The organism is Herbaspirillum rubrisubalbicans, assembly GCF_003719195.1.
GTDB lineage: Bacteria > Pseudomonadota > Gammaproteobacteria > Burkholderiales > Burkholderiaceae_D > Herbaspirillum > Herbaspirillum rubrisubalbicans.
Genome location: NZ_CP024996.1, coordinates 1,318,109 through 1,338,337, shown reverse-complemented (window position 1 = coordinate 1,338,337; position 20,229 = coordinate 1,318,109). Strand labels below are relative to the sequence as shown.

The window sequence follows — 20,229 nt, the reverse complement described above, 5'->3', positions numbered from 1 at the left end:
AATCGCGACCTCTATTGTGTTTGCAGCAATTTCACCCTCGATGCCACGACAACTTCCTGGAGCTTTTCCATGCCCACGCCCGCCTCTCTTTTCGATCCGATCCAATTGGGTGCCATCCGTGCACCTAATCGCATTTTTATGGCACCAATGACGCGTGGCCGTGCCACTCGCGAACACCTCCCGACACCTTTGATGGCGGAATATTATGCGCAACGCGCCAGTGCTGGTCTGATCATCAGCGAAGCAATAGGCATCACGCAACAAGGCCTTGGCTGGGCCTATGCACCAGGTATCTGGTCAGCAGAACAAGTCGCCGCCTGGCGGACCGTGACTGATGCGGTACATCTTGCTGGCGGAAGAATCATGGCACAACTCTGGCATATGGGACGTCTGGTCCACCCCAGCTTCGCCCAAGGTGCACAAGCAGTTTCTGCCTCTGCCACCACCGCCCCTGGGCAGGCACATACCTATGCAGGGAAGCTTCCCAACGTCGCCGCACGGCCTCTGCGTATCGAGGAAATTCCCAAACTACTGGAAGAATTCCGCCAGAGCGCGCGTAATGCCCTCCAAGCAGGTTTCGATGGTGTTCAAATTCATGCCGCGAACGGATATCTGATTGACCAGTTCCTTCGTGATAGCGCCAACCTGCGCGCTGACATTTATGGTGGCTCTATCCAGAATCGCATTCGTTTGCTTAACGAGGTAACTAACGCGGTGGCGGACACCATCGGTGCTGATCGCACCAGTGTGCGACTATCGCCAAATAGCGAAACCCTAGGGGTGACGGATAGCAATCCCCTCCCCCTCTATTTAGAAGCAATCTCTAGCTTGTCGTCCATCGGTATTTCATGTCTTGAACTACGCGAACCACCTTTAAATGGAACGTTTGGGACCGGATATTTGCCACCAATGGCATCTCAACTCCGCAGCGCATTCAAAGGGCCAGTCATCTTAAATGCAGACTTCGATATTTCAAGAGCACAGGATCAACTTCAAACCGGTGTCGGCGATGCTATCACTTTCGGCCGACTGTTCATTGCCAATCCGGATCTTCCGGAACGCGTCGCCCAAAATGCACCTTTAAGAGAATCTGACCAGTCAACCTGGTTCTCTCAGGGGCCAGTTGGCTATCTAGACTATCCTACCTATTCCGCAGAACTCTCCCAATCAGGAGAGCCAAAATGACGTCGGACAATCTCGACAAGGCGGCAAGAGATCTCTCAGCGCTCGGCGAATGGTATATGCCCTCAAGCATACCCAACGGACGGGCTGCACTGGTGCTGCACGAGGCACCGGGGATTACCGCTAATGTCAAAAGACGTTGTGCGACGCTTGCTGCCATGGGATATATCGCTTTTGCGCCGCAGCTGCATCGTGTTTCCCATTCATTGACCAGGAACGAGGCCAACCGGGCAGTTACCAACCTGCAGAACGATCCAGAACAGATGCGTCGCCTGGTAAAGCAGAATCTTGAACATCTTTGCCAAGTCGCCGGAGTGTCACCAACAAATGTAGCAGTGATTGGATATTGTTTCGGAGGGATGGCTGCTTTGGAACTAGCGCGTTCTGGAGAAAAAGTCGCAGCCGTACTTAGTTTTCATGGATTACTCTCCACCAAATTGCCGGCACAGACCGGAAAAGTATCAGCCCCCATCCTTATCTGCACCGGCGGGTTGGACGAACTCGTTCCGATTCAAGATGTCATGTCATTTCATCAGGAAATGACGAGAGCCGAAGCTCGTTGGGAGATGATCATCTATGGTCATGCCAAACATAGCTTCACCAATTTGGATGCTAATACGTTTGGTGATAGACGTATGCGCCATGACGCTTATTCCGACGAAAAATCCTGGTCGGCAGCACTTGCGTTTCTGGCAACCGCCTATGCTTAAGTGCCGCGCCTTCTCCTCAAATTATTGGGGATGGCTGTTCAATCGTTATCAGAAGAGGAAAGCAGCATCCATTTCATGGTACGCCGAACATAAATAACATGATCATATCGGCTGGACCAAGGCTTTCTAAATATCTTGGGGGGGAAGAGATGATCGCAGGATATGCTCGTGTTTCAACCGAAGAGCAAAATCTTGAACTTCAAATTCAGTCACTCAGGGCAAGAGGCTGTGAGATCATTTACAAAGATTGGGGCGTGTCCGGCGCAATTTCGTCAAGACCCGGGCTAGATGAAGCAATCGCAAACCTCCGAGCCGGAGATACTCTGATTGTTTGGAGACTGGATCGGCTTGGCCGCTCCCTGACTCATCTGACTCAGTTGCTCGAGTATTTCGCCAAAAAGGGAATCGGTTTTTCTTCTGTTACTGAACACATGGATACATCTTCCGCAGGTGGTAGATTGATTTTCCACGTGATGGCTGCATTGGCAGAATTCGAGCGCTCTTTAATTAGTGAGCGCACAAGAGCAGGTATGGCGTGCGCCAAGAGTGCAGGAAAAGTCATAGGACGCCGCCCATCCCTTTCCAATGAACAATGTGAAGAGGCACTAAAGCTAATCAAACAAGCATCTTGGTCTATTCCAGCTGTCTCCGAACACTTTGGAATTCACCCAAAAACGCTGGCGAGACTACTAAAAAATATGTGACTTTTTCCAATTTAGGGGGGCACAAAGATCAACGCCAACCGCATTCTTCAGATCTAACGGGTGCTTCACATTCGGTGCACGTCCGCAAACATACGAGGGCGAACCTCGCAGGGTGCACGGGCCTGTACGCTTTCACAGCTTAATATAGAGCTTGACCGTTCTGATTCTGTCTTCGTACGAAGACACGAACTACCTCCAAGGTAATCCAAGATTTTATCGCACCCTCGGTGGATCAGTATTTAATGCAATATCGCAACCTCGGACTCTCGGCGAAATGATTCAGGTCTGCGAGGAGAATCGCTGATTTAGCGGACAGGCTCTGTCACTGCAAAAAGCAAGGCAACACCGATATAGAGAAGTACGGTGAGAACAATGATCACGATTTGCGCTATTTTCATATAATTAAATCTAAGTAAGTTACGTGCGCGACCAAACAGCATTCTTTGCAGGTGCGTCTCTTTAACGTCGGCAGGATCTGCACTTCAGCCGGAGATCACAGTTCGCTTTCATCAGAATAAAATCAAAAAAATCCCAGTCACTTTAGGGGGAAGCGACTGGGATAATTGTCTGCAGACTAGGGGGAGGGTTGGGGGGGCGTCTGCAGACAATACAGAAACGCTCTCTGAGGGGGATGAGAGCGACTGATGTCGTTGTTGTTATTCCATTCCTAGCTCCTTTGATGTGAATGAATCAGCGCGACAAAGTAATCGCGGGCGCACCGAGAATCAGACCAAGCAAAAGCCCAAGCGCCCTTCCCGTTATCGTTGCCTTCAGGCTTTTTATGTCGTCTTCGATGTTCAAGCGATGTTCTCCGCGCAACAGTTTGCAAATCGGCGGTAGCAAAAGTAGTAGCCCCAAGACAATGAAAGTGACACCAACAACCGACCAGACGCCCTCCCATCCCAGTGCGACCATGATGTGATAAACCAGAGGCAAAGTGGCTGCGCTCCCCAGCATTCCTATAAAAGTTCCTCTGACCAAATGATCTGCTTCTCGTGCCGATTCCATGTCACAACACCATTTCAGAGGAATCAAAATACGGACACGATGAATGTCGCGGAAGTATTGCCCAGCCCATTCAAAGTAATCATGACTTCCTTGCCACACAACTGAAGGGTATGTGGGGCATTGGGAGCTAATTGCAGCCTCTGACTGAACTCTGGCGCTTTGACGTCGACCTCCACCAACTCGCTGCCATCAATCTTCGACAACCTGGCCTGTAAATCCCCCCATTTTCCAACTTCACCCACATAGAGCGTAACCCGTGATTGGGATGGTCTTTGCGTTTCGGACGAGCGCTGCCCAGCACTTTCAATTTGACAGCCCCAACTCCATGCATAGGAGGTCAGGGACAGCATGAAGAAAAACAGAGCCGTAGCGCATACCTTTATTTTCATTGCACATTTCCTATCGTTATTGAAGAACTAGTTTTTGAGATGACGGCAGGTCATACTCAGATTCTCCAGGCAGCCGCGATCGCGGTTGTTTCTCCACGACCTGCCGCATCAATTTCAGTTGTTCCGGCAAGCAAACTCGCTGCAGGTCATACCTTTCGCGAACAGACTGGCGGGCCTGTATCCCCAAGGCACGTCCCAACTCCCTATTACTCAGCAAAGTGCAGGCTTTCTCCACCAACTCCTGTGGGGAAAAGAAATCGACTAGTAACCCATTGACGCCGTCCTCGACGACTTCCTTGACTGGAGCTGTCGCCGAGGCCAACAACGGGACTCCAGCACTCATACTTTCTAGCAACGACCAAGACAAGACGAAGGGATAGGTCAGATAGACGTGGCAAGCTGATATTTGCAGAAGACTGATGTAATGACCGTAAGGAATTTGACCCAGAAAGGACACGCGTGAGCGATCGATTTCTCCTCCCAGTTCTGCCAGAAACTTCTCGCGATAACTCGTCCCGCTGGGAAGTTTTGCTCCGTAGCTCACTCCATCTCCGCCGACGATCACTACATGGGCATTAGGACGCCGCCATAACAACTCCGGCAAGGCCCGCATGAACATGTGGAATCCGCGATACGGCTCCAGATTGCGATTCACGAAAGTGATGACCTCATCTTGCGCCGTCAACTTTCGCCCCTGCTCCAGCTCCAGCCAAGCACCATCGTCAGGCTTGATCAGATCTGTATCGATGCCGTCGTGCAGGACTGCGATTTTTTCCCGGTAAAGCGAGGGATACTGGTTGCGTTGCCAATAGGTTGGGCTGTAGCTGGCATCGGCTGCTTCCAGTGCATGTAGATGCACACTGTTACGTACACGCAGATGCCATTGCGCCTCCATCCCCATGCAGGGATACTCAGGATCAAAGTTAACATCACTGCCATCGGCTCGATAGAAGAACTCCTGATAGCACACCATCTTTGCTTCAGGGAACACGTCTTTCAGAAATAGTGCTTCTCCCCAGCCTGGATGCGCCCAGATCAGATCCGGGATAAATCCCTTCTTGCGCAGACGTAACGCCGCTTGCGCCGTAGACTGCCCACGATAGACTTGCGTATTGAATTCCTGAAGATGCGGATGGGGCTGTGTCGCCGGGGCATGGATCTGATGCTTTACACAGGTTACGCCATCGATAGCTGCGGTCTCACTCATGGTTAAGGCAATCACGCGATGTTCCGACGAACTCGCCAGATGCTTGGCCAAATGACGGAATTGCCCGGGGAAATTCTGATGGACGAACAATACGTTCATGCCTGGGGCTCCTCAATCAAGATTTGGTGACGTGGACCATCGGCCAGGATTTTTCCATCTTGCACGACGATGAGCCGGTCCACCGCTTTGAGTAAAGCAAGACAATGAGTGGCGACAATCAACGTGCGCCCCTCTGTATAGGCTAGTAGACGCTGGATCACGGCCTGCTCGGTTTCATTGTCTAACCCGGCGGTGGGCTCATCCAGAATTAACATGCGCGGACCATTGGCTAAGGCACGCGCCAAGGCAATGGCCTGACGCTGTCCGCCAGAGAGATTGGCACCACCGGCGGCGATCATCATGTCTAATGACAACTCTCCTCGCTCCAGCATCTGACCTGCCCCCGAAACGGTCATGGCATCTACCAGATCGGCGGTATGCACCAAGTTGCCATCACCACGCAGATTGAAATCCAGCGTCCCGGCATACAGCAAGGGATCCTGTTGCTTGTAACAGAGCCATTGAGCGCGCAACTGCGGTGAATAAGCATGTAGAGCCGCACCGTCGAGTGTGATATCTCCCGTGGTCGGTCGTATCACACCGGCCAGGCACCGTAACAAGGTACTCTTCCCGGACCCATTGCGCCCCAAGACACCGATACGCTCCCCCGGACGAATGCGCAGCGATACATCGGACAAGGAAGTCCGTGTGGTTCCCGGAAACGTGAAGCCTAGATTGCTCAAGTGGATATCACCGACAATAGCGCGGGCAGGCAAATCAATCTGAGTCTCTGCTGGAAGTTGATCGACAAGCGAAGCAAATTCGCGCTTGGCACGACGAAAAACATCCATGCGATCCAACAGCACCAAAAAGCTGCCGATCAGCCCAGCCGCACGACTGGCCAACAAGGAGCATGCAGTAAGTGCACCGATGCTAATAACATTGCGATCTGCCAGAACGGCACCCAAAGCCAGGGTTAACATCCAAATTACCAGCGCGCCCTCGACCACCACCGTCATATTCACGGCGGACCAGAATCGGGCACGACTGCGCATGAGTGCCGCACGCTGCGCAAGGTTCTGCCAACGTCCGCGCATCAGGTCTAGCCAGAGGCTGGCCTTGATTTGTTCAGACTGCGCAGCAATTTCGCCAAGCAAAGATAGTTTGCGTGCATCCGCATCCCGCGCGAGCGTCCCGAAACGCTGGAAGGGCTTGCGAATCACCAATGTCAGCAAAGTCAAAATAGCGCCCATCGAACAAGCCACTAACGCCACCGGCCCACCGACCAGGCCAAGGGTAATCAGGTAGACCACCAGAAAAGGCATATCTGCAATAGCCAGGACGAAACTGGATGACAAGGCGTCGCGGCTGGCGCTGAGCTCTTTATACTTGCTCAGTAGGTCCCCACTACTATAGAGCGCGCCGCGATGTTGTCCCAGTATCTGTTCGATCATTTTTTCATCGATCTCGACATCTGCTGTATAGGCGATGTGTTCGACGTAGAAAGCGCGCAATAACCGCAGTACGAAATCGAACAAGACCAGCAAGGCCATCCCCAAGCAAAGCCCATACAGGGTATCGAGAATGTTATTCCCGATCACCTTGTCGTAGATCAGCATGGAAAACAATGGCGCGGCTAAGCCAAATGCATTGATCAGGACACTGGATAAGCCGATTTCAATGAACCGTTTCCAATAAGCTGCCATGGGCCACTGGTCAGACAAACGATGTAACGGCTCCAGCTTTTCGCTAGTCTTCGTAGCAGTTCCGGTATCGGTGAAGGAGGTCGTAGTCATCAGAATCAGGAAATAATAAGTTTTGCAACGAGCACATGGGACGAGTTGTAGATGGAATCCACCAATTGCGAATTCACGAAGGACTGGCTCAACGTCTCCCCACTTCCCAAGGAAACGGAAACAGAACTACCGCCTGTGCGGATGTTCAATACGCCGCCACTACTGGAACTGGTCATGGCATTCACATCCGCAGAACTGATCACGTAGGAATTGGATGCGGAGCTAGTGCTCAGATCCAGCGTAGAGATGTGCTTGATCGCTGAGGATACAGAGCTCAAAGAGATCGATGAGCCGGACGTCAATCCGGAAATACTCAGGGTATTGGTACCTCCACCGCCATCTACATAATTTTGTCCTGCATTGTTCTGCATGGCGCTGAACATGCTGCTGCCCACCGTAATCGAACTGGTGTCACTGGAGGTCCGGGTGTTGTCGCCAAGAATGTGTCCACCCGTCATCGAGGTGGCCAATACCGTGTCGTTACCGTGTCCGAAACTGATGTTGAAAGAACCGGACCCGGCCGTAATCGAATCGTTTCCGGCCCCGCTATTGATCGTCCCACCTCCTGTGATCCCACTTGCATTGATGGTGTCCGCGCCACTGCCACCCACGATGGAGGTTGCGCCTGAACCGTTGCCGGCGTTGATCAGATTGCCAGTATTGGCACCGATAATGGTGTCTCCCAACCCACTACCGACCACGTTCTGTATTCCTGAAATGGTCTCATGTCCGTAGGCCCCGGACACGGTGCCCGCAGCCAAGTTGACGTATACCCCTCCGATGGTGTCCGACGCGAAAGTCAGTGTGTTGTTACTACCCGTGCCGATGATCGTAATATTGGCTGCGCCACCCGGATCGAACGTGTCGTTGCCGGCCACACCCTGCAACAAGGTGGTATCACTGGTTCCCTTCAGGTAGTCGCCACCGATACTGGATCCGATTACCTTCTGAATCCCAGAGACGGTCTGACTACCGTAGCCTCCTGTGACCAATCCTGCGGAGAGATCCACATGCACAGCCCCGACTACATCGGCAGCAAATGTAAGGGTATTGTTGGTTCCCGCTCCCACGATGGAGATGGCTGACGCGCCACCGGAAGCAAAGGTATCGTTACCGGCCATACCCTGCAGCAGCACGGTGTTGCTGGTCCCAATGAGCATGTCACCGCCTGCACTGGAGCCGATAATTTTGGTGAAATTGGCGACATTCTCGGTACCGAAATTGCCCGAGATCGTTCCCGCTGCCAGATTCACACTCACAGCACTGGTCAGTGCGCTCATGTTCAGTGTATTGACGCCCCCTCCCCCATCCAAGGTCGTTCCCGCTGCGACACCAGAGAACGTGTCATTGAACGCCGAACCCAGTATGGCCTTGATATTGGTGAAGGTTTCATTGCCGTAGGCTCCAGAACTCGTTCCCGCGGACAGATTGACAGTAACGGCTCCGGTCGCATTGGCGAAACTTAACGTGGTCGTTCCTGCTGCGTACCCCGTGATGGTGTCATTGCCGCCGCCCCCATCAATGGTACTGGCTCCGGGCCCCGCAACAATGAGGTCTGCTGCCGTAGTGCCGATCACATTCTGGAAGTTCGATACCGTTTCTGTTCCAAAGGCACCACTGACGGTACCAGCCGCTAGGTTGACCCGTACTGTAGTCGTCGTTCCCACGAAACTAAGGGTATTAATCCCGCCGCCACCATTGATGTTGCCATTCGCCACACCACCTACCACGGTGTCGTTATAGTTGGAACCGATCACGCCCGAAATGTTGCTGATCGTTTCATTCCCATAGGCTCCCGAGGTTGTTCCAGCTGTCAGATTGACCAGTACAGCACCGCTTGCCCTCGCGAAGGTGATAGTCGTGGCTGCCACGGTACTACCCACAATCGTGTCGTTCCCGCCACCTCCATCAATGGTGCCTGCAACGGTTCCAGCCACGATGGAATCGGCCGAGGCACTACCAATCACGTTCTGGATACCAGAGACCGTTTCATTGCCATAGGCCCCCCGGACGGTACCGGCCAATAAATTCACTTGTACTGCCCCCGTGGCATTGCCGAACGTCAGGGTGTTATTCGTGCCAGCACCGGTAATAGTGATGGCCGTCGCACCTCCTGCGTCGAACGTGACGTTACCAGCAGAACCCTGGAGCAAGGTAGTATTGGAGGTGCCCCGCAGGAAATCGCCGCCTGCGCTAGAACCGATGACCTTCTGAATACCGGAGACCGTTTCGGCACCATAGGCGCCTGTCACCGTTCCGGCCGACAGGTTGACCTGGACTGCACCAGTCGCATTGCCAAACGTCAGCGTGTTGTTGGTACCCGAACCGGTAATGGTGATGGCGGTAGCACCGCCTGCGTCGAACGTGACGTTGCCGGCAGAACCTTGTAACAAGGTCGTACTCGTCGTACCCCGCAGAAAATCACCACCCGCGCTAGAGCCGATGACTTTCTGAATTCCAGACACGGTTTCACTGCCATAGGCACCCGTCACCGTCCCGGCCGCCAGGTTGACCTGGACTGCGCCCGTGGCATTGCCAAACGTCAGCGTGTTGTTGGTGCCCGAACCGATAATGGTGATGGCGGTAGCACCGCCTGCGTCGAACGTGACGTTGCCGGCTGAACCCTGCAGCAAGGTCGTATTGGTCGTCCCCCGCAGGAAATCACCGCCTGCTCTAGAACCGATCACCTTCTGGATACCGGAGACGGTTTCACTGCCATAGGCACCTGTCACCGTCCCGGCCGCCAGGTTGACCTGGACTGCGCCCGTGGCATTGCCAAACGTCAGCGTGTTGTTGGTGCCCGAACCGATAATGGTGATGGCGGTCGCACCGCCTGCGTCGAACGTGACGTTGCCGGCTGAACCCTGCAGCAAGGTCGTATTGGTCGTCCCCCGCAGGAAATCACCGCCTACGCTAGAACCGATGACCTTCTGGATACCAGAGACGGTTTCATTGCCATAGGCCCCCGTTACCGTCCCGGCCGCCAGGTTGACCTGGACTGCGCCAGTGGCATTGCCAAACGTCAGCGTGTTGTTGGTGCCAGAGCCGGTAATGGTGATGGCGGTCGCGCCTCCTGCATCAAAGGTGACGTTGCCCGCCGAACCCTGCAGCAAGGTCGTATTGGTCGTACCTCGCAGGAAATCACCGCCTGCTCTAGAACCGATCACCTTCTGGATACCGGAGACCGTTTCGGCACCATAGGCGCCTGTCACCGTCCCGGCCGACAGGTTGACCTGGACTGAGCCAGTGGCATTGCCAAACGTCAGCGTGTTGTTAGTACCAGAACCGGTAATGGTGATGGCGGTAGCACCGCCTGCGTCGAACGTGACGTTGCCGGCCGAACCCTGCAGCAAGGTCGTATTGGTCGCCCCGCGCAGGAAATCACCGCCTACGCTAGAACCGATGACTTTCTGAATTCCAGACACGGTTTCACTGCCATAGGCCCCCGTCACCGTTCCGGCTGACAGGTTGACCTGGACTGCGCCAGTGGCATTGCCAAACGTCAGCGTGTTGTTGGTGCCCGAACCGGTAATGGTGATGGCGGTCGCACCGCCTGCGTCGAACGTGACGTTGCCGGCTGAACCCTGCAGCAAGGTCGTATTGGTCGTCCCCCGCAGGAAATCACCGCCTACGCTAGAACCGACGACCTTCTGGATACCAGAGACGGTTTCATTGCCATAGGCCCCCGTTACCGTCCCGGCCGCCAGGTTGACCTGGACTGCGCCAGTGGCATTGCCAAAGGTCAGCGTGTTGTTGGTACCAGAACCGGAGATAGTAATGGCCGTTGCGCCGCCCGCGTCGAAGGTCACACTGCCGGCTGAACCTCGTAACAAGGTCGTGCTCGTCGTCCCCCTAAGGAAATCGCCGCCCGCGCTAGAGCCGATCACCTTCTGAATACCGGAGACGGTTTCACTGCCATAGGCGCCTGTCACCGTCCCGGCCGCCAGGTTGACCTGGACTGCGCCAGTGGCATTGCCAAACGTCAGCGTGTTGTTAGTACCAGAACCGGTAATGGTGATGGCGGTCGCGCCACCTGCATCAAAGGTGACGTTGCCGGCCGAACCCTGCAGCAAGGTCGTATTGGTCGTCCCCCGCAGGAAATCACCACCCGCGCTAGAGCCGATGACCTTCTGGATGCCAGAGACCGTTTCATTGCCGTAGGCACCGGTCACCGTCCCGGCCGACAGGTTGACCTGGACTGCGCCAGTGGAATTCCCAAAGGTCAGCGTGTTGTTGGTGCCAGAGCCAGTGATGGTAATGGCGGTCGCACCGCCCGCATCGAAGGTGACGTTGCCCGCCGAACCTTGTAACAAGGTCGTACTCGTCGTGCCCCGCAGGAAATCACCACCCGCACTAGAGCCGATGACCTTCTGGATGCCAGAGACCGTTTCATTACCGTAGGCCCCCGTCACCGTACCGGCCGATAGATTGACCTGGACTGCACCAGTAGCATTCGCAAAGGTCAGCGTATTGTTACTGCCAGAGCCAGTGATGGTAATGGCGGTCGCACCGCCTGCATCAAAGGTGACATTCCCGGCCAAACCTTGCAGTAAGGTGGCGTTGAGATTGCCTTTAAGAAAATCCCCTCCCGTGCTGGAACCGATGACTTTCTGAAAATTGGAAATGGTCTCATTGCCAAATGTCCCGCTGGCAGTCCCTGCCTGCAAGTCAACCTGGACGGCGCTGTTCGTCCCATTAAAACTCAGTGTATTGCTGCCAGCACCTGCGTCGATGCTACCGTTGGCCACACCTCCCGATACGGTATCGTCGTAACGGGAGCCCAGAATCGCTTGGATACCGGAAATTGTTTCATTGCCATAAGCACCCGTAACGGTACCCGCCGTCAAGTTAACCGTCACCGCCCCCGTCGCATTGGCAAATGTCAGGGTATTGTTATTGCCCGCACCAATAATCGTCACAGCAGCTGCACCGCCAGCATCGAAGGTCTCGTTACCCGCTAGTCCTTGCAACAATTTGGTCGTATTGGTGCCAATGAGCAGGTCACCCCCGAAGGCACTTCCGATGACCTTGTCGATTCCAGATACGGTCGCATTGCCGTAGCCTCCCGTGGCCGTTCCTGTCCCCAAATTAACCACAACAGCGCTCGTCGCGTTGGCGTAGGTCAGCGTGTTGTTGGTGCCGGCTCCTGTAATGTTAATGGCGGTCGCACCACCTGCATCGAAAGTCACATTCCCTGCCAATCCCAGCAGCGAGGTGGTTCCAAGGGTGCCACGCAAATAGTCACCGCCCACGCTGGAGCCGATCACCTTTTGAATACCAGAGACTGTCTCGTTGCCATAACCGCCGCTGACCAGGCCGGTCCAAAGATTAACCTGTACTGCTGCATTGGCATTGGCAAAGGACAAGGTGTTACCTATCCCGGCACCAATGATGGTGACATTACTGGCGCCTCCCGCGTCGAACGTCACGTTGCCGGCGAGCCCCTGCAGCAGGCTAGTATTGACATTGCCTTGTAAATAATCACCGCCGGTACTCGAACCAATGACTTTCTGTACACCCGACACCGTCTCATTACCATAGGCACCAGTCACCGTACCCGCCGTCAGGTTAACCTGCACCGCTCCGAGCGCATTGGCGAACGTCAATGTGTTGTTGCTACCCGTGCCAGTAACCGTCAAAGCGCTGGCATTGCCCGCATCAAAGGTCACATTGCTACTCCCCTGGAGCAGGCGCGTGTCGCTCTTGCCAATCAGGATATCTCCGCCGGCGGCACTTCCAATGATGTTCTGGATCCCGGAAATCGTTTGATTTCCGTAAGCACCTGTCACCAATCCGGAGGACAAGTTGACCTGCACCGCTCCGACGGTATCTGCTGCAAAGGTCAAGGTATTGTTTGTACCCACCCCAGAGATAGTGACATTGACGGCACCCCCGCCATCGAATGTCACATTGCCGGCCAGACCTTGCAATAACGTGGTATTGGCGTTACCGCGCAGGAGGTCTCCTCCCACGCTCGAACCAATGATTTTTTCCACCCCCGACACGGTCCCATTGCCATAGGCACCATGTACTGCTCCCGAAGTAAGATCGACCTGAACAGCACCATTCGAATTGGCAAAGGTGATCGTATTATTCGTTCCGAAACCAGTGACAACGACAGCCTGCGCGCCTCCCATGTCAAAGGTATCATTGCCGCCAGGGCCCATCAGCAAGGTCGTGTTCGCGTTGCCCCGCAATAGATCGCCCCCGACGCTGGAACCGACGACCTTCTGGATGCCGGAAATGGTTTGATTTCCATAAGCTCCGGTCGCCACGCCAGTTTGCAAATCAACCTGCACAGCGCCAGTTGCATTGGCAAAGGTCAGCAAATTGTTGTTCCCGCTGCCTATGATCGTGAGATTTCCAGCTCCGCCCCCATCAAAGGTCACATTACCGGCCAACCCTTCCAAGACCCGTGTATCGGCCGCACCTTTGAGAAAATCTCCTCCTACGCTGGAACCAATCACCGTCTGGAAGTTCTTGACAGCCTCGCTACCGAAGCTGCCATTGGCCACCCCGCTTTGCAAATTGACCTGAACCGCACTGCCAGAACCGGCAAAGCTCAGCGTATTGTTACCGCCACCACCATCCAGGTTCCCGTTGCTGACACCACCAACGACCGTATCATCGTAGGCGGAGCCAATCACGCCTCTGACTTGGGTCAACACTTCGTTTCCATAAGCACCGCTGACTGTCCCGGCAGTCAGATTGACCAATACTGCACCACCGGCCTGTCCATAGGTGACCGTCGTCACTGCCGTTGTGCTGCCGGTAATCGTATCGTGGCCACCTCCGCCATCAATGGTGGTATTGACGTTGCTAGCAACCAAAACATCTGCATAGGCCGTGCCGATGATTTTATTGAAATGGGTAACGGTCTCGTTACCAAAAGCGCCACTGGCCTGCCCAAGTGTCATATTGACTTGGACTGCGCTACTGAGCCCGGAAAAACTGAGCGTATTATTGCCCGCCGCGCCATCCAGGCTGGCATTACCTGCTCCGCCAATCATGGTATCGTCGTACGAAGAGCCGACGATATGCTGAACCCCCGAAATAGTCTCATTGCCGTAGGCACCACTCACCGTACCGGCACTAAGATTGACGGTGATCGCGCCGCTGGCATTGGCAAAAGTCAAGGTGTTGTTACTGCCGGTACCCGTAATGACGATGCTGCTCGCCCCACCCGAATCAAAGAGGACGTTATTCGTGCCCTGCATGTAGGTCGTGTTAGCGGCCCCGATCAAGGTATCCGAACCAGCACTTGAGCCAATCAAACGCTGAAACTGAGATACCGCTTCACTACCAAAACTGCCACTGGCAACGCCTGCCGCTAGATTCACTGATACCGCGCTGCTAGTTCCTTCAAAACTCAGTGTGTTAGTCCCGGCGCCGCCGATCAACGTGGAATTGGCTACAGCACCAATTATGGTGTCGTCAAACGCCGAACCGATGACCCGCTCGATTCCGGAAATAGTTTCATTGCCATACGCACCCGTGACAGTGCCTGCCGTGAGATTGACAGTTACCGCGCCTGTGGCATTGACAAACGTCAGCGTATCGATACCCGAGCCGCCGATAATGGTGTCATTGCCACCTCCGCCATCGAAAGTGACATTACCACCACCCGCCTGCAAGATATCGTTGCCTCCACGGCCCAGCAGCAGAGCATCTCCTGAACCTGCCTGTAACCAGCTACCGGAAGTACTGGCCATGAGCGTATCCGCATAGGCGCTACCAATGACATGGCTAATGTTGGACAACACCAGAGCAACGGCACCGCTGCCACTTCCGGCCGACAAATCCACCACCTCGGCTGCGCTAGCGCTACTGAGATCGAGCACATTATTGCCTGCACCGCCGTCAACCGTCAGCGTACCCGTTGCGGCCACCGGATTAATCGTGTCATCGCCGCTACCACCCACGATTTTTAGCGTATTTGTACCTGCAATGATCTGATCGCCGTGATTGCTTCCATAAACGATCTGGAAGTGGCTGATCGTATCAGTGCCTGCTGCACTGGTGGCATGACCGGTATTGAGATTGATTGTCTCGGCCGAGCTGGCATTCACATAGCTCAGCGTATTGATGCCTCCAGCGCCATCGACGAAATTACTTCCAATACCACTAAAAATCGTATCGTTGGCAGCTCCGCCAATAATCGTGTCATTTCCTCCGCCCGTAATCGTATAACCGATGCCCTGCGCCGGCAGTACCAGTGCGGCCTTTCCGGTGCCGCTATCGATATAGCTCAAATCGCTCGGCTGGTTCACATCTTTGACCACGACCGTCACCACCGAAACGAGATTGACCGTGTCCGTTCCTTGTAGAACCCCGGCCGTCAATGTCATCTGATTGCTACTGTGAATCGGATTGCTTGAATTGGCGGCTACGATCGGATAGGTCAGCGGTATGTCATATTGGTTAGCCCCACCATTACTGACATATTGATTCAGATTGATGGTGTAAGAACCATCCGCATTGCGAGTGGCACCCTCAATAGACCAGCTGGCAGGAATACCGCTAATGGTCAGGCTGGTGATAGCGCCCGTCCCCACAAGAGACAGGTGCAGCAGTTTAGTAAAGCTGACGCCCTTACCTGGATTAGCAAAGATCTCTTGATGCCCGGCATTCTGGCTGATTACTGCCGCCGCGGCCTGCACGCTGGCCGAGCTGCTATTACTGGCGCCAGCGCCACCATAAGGCCCATAAAACGCCCCATTGATCGTTGCAGTCGCTTCCGAAGCCAGCAATGAGACGCTCAAGGCAACATCTCCAATGACTGCTACGGTCTTATCCGGTGATTTTGGCGCGGCATGTGAAGACGGCGGTACGATTGGTACTGGCTCCGCAGACGACGTACTCAGCTTGATCATTACCGGATCGGCGGAGTGCGTGTTCTGTGCATCCCCTGCCGCCAACATCTTTTCTATTGTCTGCGTCGGTGCAGGTGACGTTACCGGACTAGCGACGGCCTGAGACGTCGCCTCGGCAGCCTCGCTCTGCTTGGCAGAAGCTTGTCCTTGTTCGCTGGCAGGAATCTGCGCCGCAGCCTCGGTCAGAGGAACGGCACCCAGCATCTGTAACATGACGCCTTTCAGACTAACTGGCGTGGCTCCCTCAAACTGCACCTGCAGGGGTGAAGTAGCATCCAGGGCATCGATTGCAGCCCCAGCCAACACAATATGCTCGCCCCCCTTGAGCGTGATCACCACGTCGACGTCATTGATCGCAAGCTGTGCAATCTGCGAAGGCGAAAACGGCAGTTTGAGCACCTGCCCAGGTGTAGAGTCCAGTACCTCAGTATGCCCGGTAACGGGCGGCACGGAGGCTGGCTGGTTGACTACCGCCTTCGGTGAAGGGATCGGCCTTTTTGCTGGTTCTGCCATACGGTTCTAGTTCATTCAGAGTTCGTTCAGACGAGGGGCTGTCAATGTGCACCAACTGCCGGCTGCTCCTTATCGGCGTGAGCCTGCCTGCGCCAGACTTCGCGCAAAAGTTCTTCCTGTCCCGCCTGGAAAGCAGCCAGCGATTGCGTCATTTTTCGCATTAATTCATTCGCATCCGCGGGCATACTCAGGGGACGCTTGATCAACTGTTCAGCCATCAGATTCGTCTGTTCGACGGTGGCCGCATTCAGATTCGCCAATTTTCCAAACTCCTGTTCTAACTTGTTGAGCATCGCCAGCACTTCGATTTTGTGATCGGCATTGATTTCCTGGACCCCCTTCAACCATGAATGATTGGCTTGTATCAGGCCCGAGGCCAGCTGCGACCACTCCTCCAATTGCTGCGAGAGTGTCGGCAGCTTTTGCGCACCCTCGGCGATACGGGCCAGAAGTCCATCGGTGGCCTCTTGACGATCGCTCAACTCGCGCACGGCATTGCGCAACAGTGCATGAGACTGGCTCAATTGTCCTTCCATCAGCACGGATTGTTGTTTCTCGACCATCACTGCCGACAGCACGCGCTCGACATTCGAACCGGTCCGCTGCACCTCCTTCACGGCAGTCTCAATGCCAGTGGCGACCTCAGGCACACTCGCCAGCAAGCTGTTTTGGCGGCGCATCTCATATATCAATTCCGCCATATGCTGACTCTGCTGCTCCATGGCCTGCCCGCTAGGCACGAGCTGTTCCACCATCCCTTCCATTGTCATCAGCATGCTGCTCATATGCAGCGAAACATCCTTGATTTGTGCGCGAGTCTCCATATCCGCCTGCTTGCTGCGAACATACAGTTCAATGGCACTCTTCTCGTAACGCAACAAGCGATCGGCGACGCCTATGAGCTGCTCTGGCGTAATATCGCTCGCGGCCAGTATCTCGACTTCACTTTCCACCGGGAGAATTTTCTCCACCAGGCGACGGGTACCATAAACAAGTTCGTGAGAAAGCGACTGCAAACCATTAACCATGGCCCCTGTCACCAGCGATCCCAGCAAACCAAATAAGGAAGCGCTGAAAGCTGTTCCCATCCCTGCCAAGGGTCCCTGAATCCCCTTGATGAGGCCAACGATGGCACCATCGGCGTCCCCTCCGCTGGAGTTGGCCACCACGGCAATAAAGCTGGCTGTCGCTCCCAACGTCTCCAACAAGCCGATAAAAGTGCCAAACAAGCCTAGCGCGATCATGAATCCGGAGAGAAACTGCGGCAACGCCATCATCTGCGCATACGAGGACTTCAACTCTTCAAATTCCTGATGCAGCGTGGCCTGATTCAAGCGACTCGTCAGTGGGCCTCGCATATCGCCGACCACCTTCAACATCCCCGCCATATAAGTCTTGTTGCGGCCGAGGACCTCAGCCGCTACGTGGGTATCATGCGTTTTCTGATACGTTCCCTCGAACCGGCTCACCGTCTTCGCCTCGCGAGAGAAGGCCCACATCCGCCAGAGACAGACCCCGGCCGATAGCAGGATCGCGCCGAGAATCGTCATATTCAGTGCAGGGTTACTTTTGACGGCCAACTCCAGGAATTCATGGAAGTGGAAGGCACCATAGCCAACAATGGCCAGCGGCACGATTTGAGAAATCCAGTATTTCGATATCTTCATGTTCTTTTCCTTGAGGCTCACACGCCAATTACTTCTTCGCAATTCATGATTCCAACGCTCACACCACATCGTGCTTTACCGGGCTTCTCGAAATGCGCTGTCGACCATCCGATATACCGGTGAGATCAGATACTCCATGACGGTTCTGGATCCCACCACCACATCAATCGTGGCGGTCATCCCAGGGATGATCGGCTTGCCCGTGCGCTGCTGTTCTTCATGCGGAATCCTCACACTGACGCGGTAATTTCGTTCCCCACGTTCGTCTGCGATCGTGTCCGCACTGACCTCTTCCACGACCCCGGTCAGACTTCCCCGTGACGCATAGTCATAGGCGCTAAAGCCAATACGCGCTTTCAAGCCGGGGCGCAGTTCGCCTCTATCGCTGGGCCTGAACTTGCCTTCAACAAGCACACTTTCAGCCGCCGGCGTCAATTCCATCAAGGGTTCGCCAGGCCGTACCACACCTCCCACCGTATTGACATAAACGTGATTGACCACGCCATCGACAGGCGAGCGGATCTCGGTACGCATCAAACGATCCGATTGCGTTCGTAGGTCCTGCTGAGTCCGCTCCAGCTCTAGTTGTGCTGCAGCCAATTCGGAGCGCGCATCTGCGCGACGTCTAGCCTGGAATTCCGTCATCCTTGCAGACGCCTCAGCCGTTGCGCCACGAAGACGGAGCAATAGCGTTTGCGTCTCTGTCAACGAACTTTTCAAACGTTGTACCCGACTTTGTGCATCAATCATCTCCAGAGTCGAGGCTGCGTTCTGCCCACGCAAGTGACTAACCACATCGAGCTGTTCCTGCGCCAGCTTCAATTCATCGCGCAAGTTCGCAGCCTTGGTCTGCGCTTCCTGAATTTCGTTGCGACGCTGCCCCAACGCTTCGTCCATGACTGCCAGCTCCCGGCTCTGTTGCATCTGCCGAGCCTCGTAGGCAGCAATTTCTGAACGTACCGCGGCCGATTTTTCGTCAGAAGAAGGTAGCGTCGCAATCGGCTTGCCGTTGGCTTCTGCCGACAAACGCGCCACCCTCGCCTGCAGATACTCCAACTTGTTCTCATCTTCCATCTTGGCTGCGCTGGCTTGCACATCACGCAAGCGCAACAGAAATTGGTTCTTTTTGACCGGCTCGCCTTCCCGTACCAAAATTTCGCTAACGATCCCGCCTTCCAAGTGCTGGATCACTTGACTGTGCGCAGCAGGAATCACACGTCCCTCACCGCGAACAACCCTTGCGATAGGGGTAAAACACGCCCACAACACCGCTGCTACAGCCAATATCAGTAACGCCAGAATCAACAGCCTTGGTGTGCGACTCACCTGTGACAATGTCACCAACTGTGTCTTGCGAGGAGCCACCTCTGACTTCAATGATGTTGTTATTACAGTCTTCATGGGGTGACCGCCTTGGCGTCTGTGCGACTCTTCCCTTCCACCGCTCGAATCAGTACGCGCGCCTGCGCACCCGGCTCAGCGCGTACGGCAATCTCAATATCGATATCCGCCGATGTCCATCCCGACTGCAATAGAAGATTGCGTACGCCCAGAGCACGGTAATACGCCAGGCGGCGAGAGTCTGAATATCCCTCACTTTGCGACGCCTCTGCGGTGAGCACCAGATGCGGCAACGGCTTCTTAGTGCTCAGATCTGCCATCAATTCCCTTAGCTTCTTATCGCTGCCCTCATCTAGCTTGACCTCTCGCCCGGTATAACTCACGGTCCATAGAGCCCCCGCTCCTTCCACAGCTGGGGGATTATTGCCAGATTGCTTTGCGTCACCAAGGTATGCGCCCTTCGAATTGAGACTCTCAGGATGATTCAGCACACTTTGTGCCGAAGTGCTCCCCGAGCGCGGTGCTGCTGGCTTGCTTTGCGCACTTGCCAATGCTGCATTTAAGCTCTGGACTTTCGCCTCGAGTTCCTTAATGCGCTGCTGCGAATCCTGATTACTGGCCTCCTCTTGTTTAGACTTAACCGATTGGGCTGCCTCCGTCTTCACACCTTGATGTAATTTGTAATGAAACATCATGATCATGAACACCATCATCATGAAAATCATGGCCATTACCATATTGGAGAGCGCATCCACAAATCCCGGCCAGAAGTTCATCTGTCCACCACCACCACTTTCCAT

The 20,229-nt window shown here is 54.6% G+C and carries 11 protein-coding genes; 3 read left to right on the top strand and 8 right to left on the bottom strand.

What is annotated here, in order from left to right; genetic code table 11:
* The first annotated feature begins 69 nt into the window (after window positions 1–69).
* From RC54_RS05960 to RC54_RS05950, 3 genes are all read left to right on the top strand, one after another.
* On the top strand, window positions 70–1,185 hold the full coding sequence (locus tag RC54_RS05960) for an alkene reductase (RefSeq protein WP_082803127.1): 1,116 nt from the start codon (window positions 70–72) through the stop codon (window positions 1,183–1,185).
* Window positions 1,182–1,892 (top strand): dienelactone hydrolase family protein, encoded by a 711-nt coding sequence (locus RC54_RS05955; RefSeq protein WP_061789753.1) that lies wholly within the window; start codon window positions 1,182–1,184, stop codon window positions 1,890–1,892. Before RC54_RS05960 ends, RC54_RS05955 begins: the two co-directional genes overlap by 4 nt.
* A 98-nt stretch (window positions 1,893–1,990) precedes the next feature.
* Window positions 1,991–2,596, top strand: coding sequence for a recombinase family protein (locus RC54_RS05950; RefSeq protein WP_306305692.1), 606 nt, complete (start codon window positions 1,991–1,993; stop codon window positions 2,594–2,596).
* 690 nt (window positions 2,597–3,286) lie between these two features.
* On the opposite strand, the gene RC54_RS05945 is transcribed toward RC54_RS05950, so the two are convergent.
* The 8 genes from RC54_RS05945 to RC54_RS05910 all read right to left on the bottom strand — a co-directional run bounded on the left by RC54_RS05945 (window position 3,287) and on the right by RC54_RS05910 (window position 20,229).
* Window positions 3,287–3,604 (bottom strand): hypothetical protein, encoded by a 318-nt coding sequence (locus RC54_RS05945; protein WP_156481307.1) that lies wholly within the window; start codon window positions 3,602–3,604, stop codon window positions 3,287–3,289.
* A gap of 23 nt (window positions 3,605–3,627) precedes the next feature.
* The gene (locus RC54_RS05940) at window positions 3,628–3,993 is read right to left on the bottom strand and encodes a hypothetical protein (protein WP_061789751.1); all 366 of its coding nucleotides are present in this window, start codon (window positions 3,991–3,993) and stop codon (window positions 3,628–3,630) included.
* Between the two features lie 16 nt (window positions 3,994–4,009).
* Window positions 4,010–5,299 carry a glycosyltransferase family 4 protein gene (locus tag RC54_RS05935; protein WP_082803126.1) on the bottom strand — a complete coding sequence of 430 codons (1,290 nt, stop codon included), beginning with the start codon at window positions 5,297–5,299 and terminating at the stop codon, window positions 4,010–4,012.
* Window positions 5,296–7,035, bottom strand: coding sequence for a peptidase domain-containing ABC transporter (locus RC54_RS05930; protein ID WP_061789750.1), 1,740 nt, complete (start codon window positions 7,033–7,035; stop codon window positions 5,296–5,298). Before RC54_RS05930 ends, RC54_RS05935 begins: the two co-directional genes overlap by 4 nt.
* Before the next feature lie 5 nt (window positions 7,036–7,040).
* Window positions 7,041–16,421 carry a beta strand repeat-containing protein gene (locus RC54_RS05925; protein WP_123020414.1) on the bottom strand — a complete coding sequence of 3,127 codons (9,381 nt, stop codon included), beginning with the start codon at window positions 16,419–16,421 and terminating at the stop codon, window positions 7,041–7,043.
* Between the two features lie 41 nt (window positions 16,422–16,462).
* Entirely contained in the window at window positions 16,463–18,088 is a 1,626-nt protein-coding gene (locus RC54_RS05920) for a hypothetical protein (protein WP_061790648.1), read from the bottom strand.
* 75 nt (window positions 18,089–18,163) lie between these two features.
* Window positions 18,164–19,489: an HlyD family type I secretion periplasmic adaptor subunit gene (locus tag RC54_RS05915; RefSeq protein ID WP_061790649.1), complete on the bottom strand. Its 1,326-nt coding sequence runs from the start codon at window positions 19,487–19,489 to the stop codon at window positions 18,164–18,166.
* Entirely contained in the window at window positions 19,486–20,229 is a 744-nt protein-coding gene (locus tag RC54_RS05910; RefSeq protein ID WP_061790650.1) for a hypothetical protein, read from the bottom strand. The genes RC54_RS05915 and RC54_RS05910 overlap by 4 nt, the downstream gene beginning before the upstream one ends.

Coding starts and splice junctions, on each gene's coding strand:
- RC54_RS05960 (WP_082803127.1), top strand. CDS start 70: ATGCCCACGCCCGCCTCTCTTTTCGATCCGATCCAATTGGGTGCCATC.
- RC54_RS05955 (WP_061789753.1), top strand. CDS start 1,182: ATGACGTCGGACAATCTCGACAAGGCGGCAAGAGATCTCTCAGCGCTC.
- RC54_RS05950 (WP_306305692.1), top strand. CDS start 1,991: ATGATCATATCGGCTGGACCAAGGCTTTCTAAATATCTTGGGGGGGAA.
- RC54_RS05945 (WP_156481307.1), bottom strand. CDS start 3,604: ATGGAATCGGCACGAGAAGCAGATCATTTGGTCAGAGGAACTTTTATA.
- RC54_RS05940 (WP_061789751.1), bottom strand. CDS start 3,993: ATGAAAATAAAGGTATGCGCTACGGCTCTGTTTTTCTTCATGCTGTCC.
- RC54_RS05935 (WP_082803126.1), bottom strand. CDS start 5,299: ATGAACGTATTGTTCGTCCATCAGAATTTCCCCGGGCAATTCCGTCAT.
- RC54_RS05930 (WP_061789750.1), bottom strand. CDS start 7,035: ATGACTACGACCTCCTTCACCGATACCGGAACTGCTACGAAGACTAGC.
- RC54_RS05925 (WP_123020414.1), bottom strand. CDS start 16,421: ATGGCAGAACCAGCAAAAAGGCCGATCCCTTCACCGAAGGCGGTAGTC.
- RC54_RS05920 (WP_061790648.1), bottom strand. CDS start 18,088: ATGAAGATATCGAAATACTGGATTTCTCAAATCGTGCCGCTGGCCATT.
- RC54_RS05915 (WP_061790649.1), bottom strand. CDS start 19,489: ATGAAGACTGTAATAACAACATCATTGAAGTCAGAGGTGGCTCCTCGC.
- RC54_RS05910 (WP_061790650.1), bottom strand. CDS start 20,229: ATGGAAAGTGGTGGTGGTGGACAGATGAACTTCTGGCCGGGATTTGTG.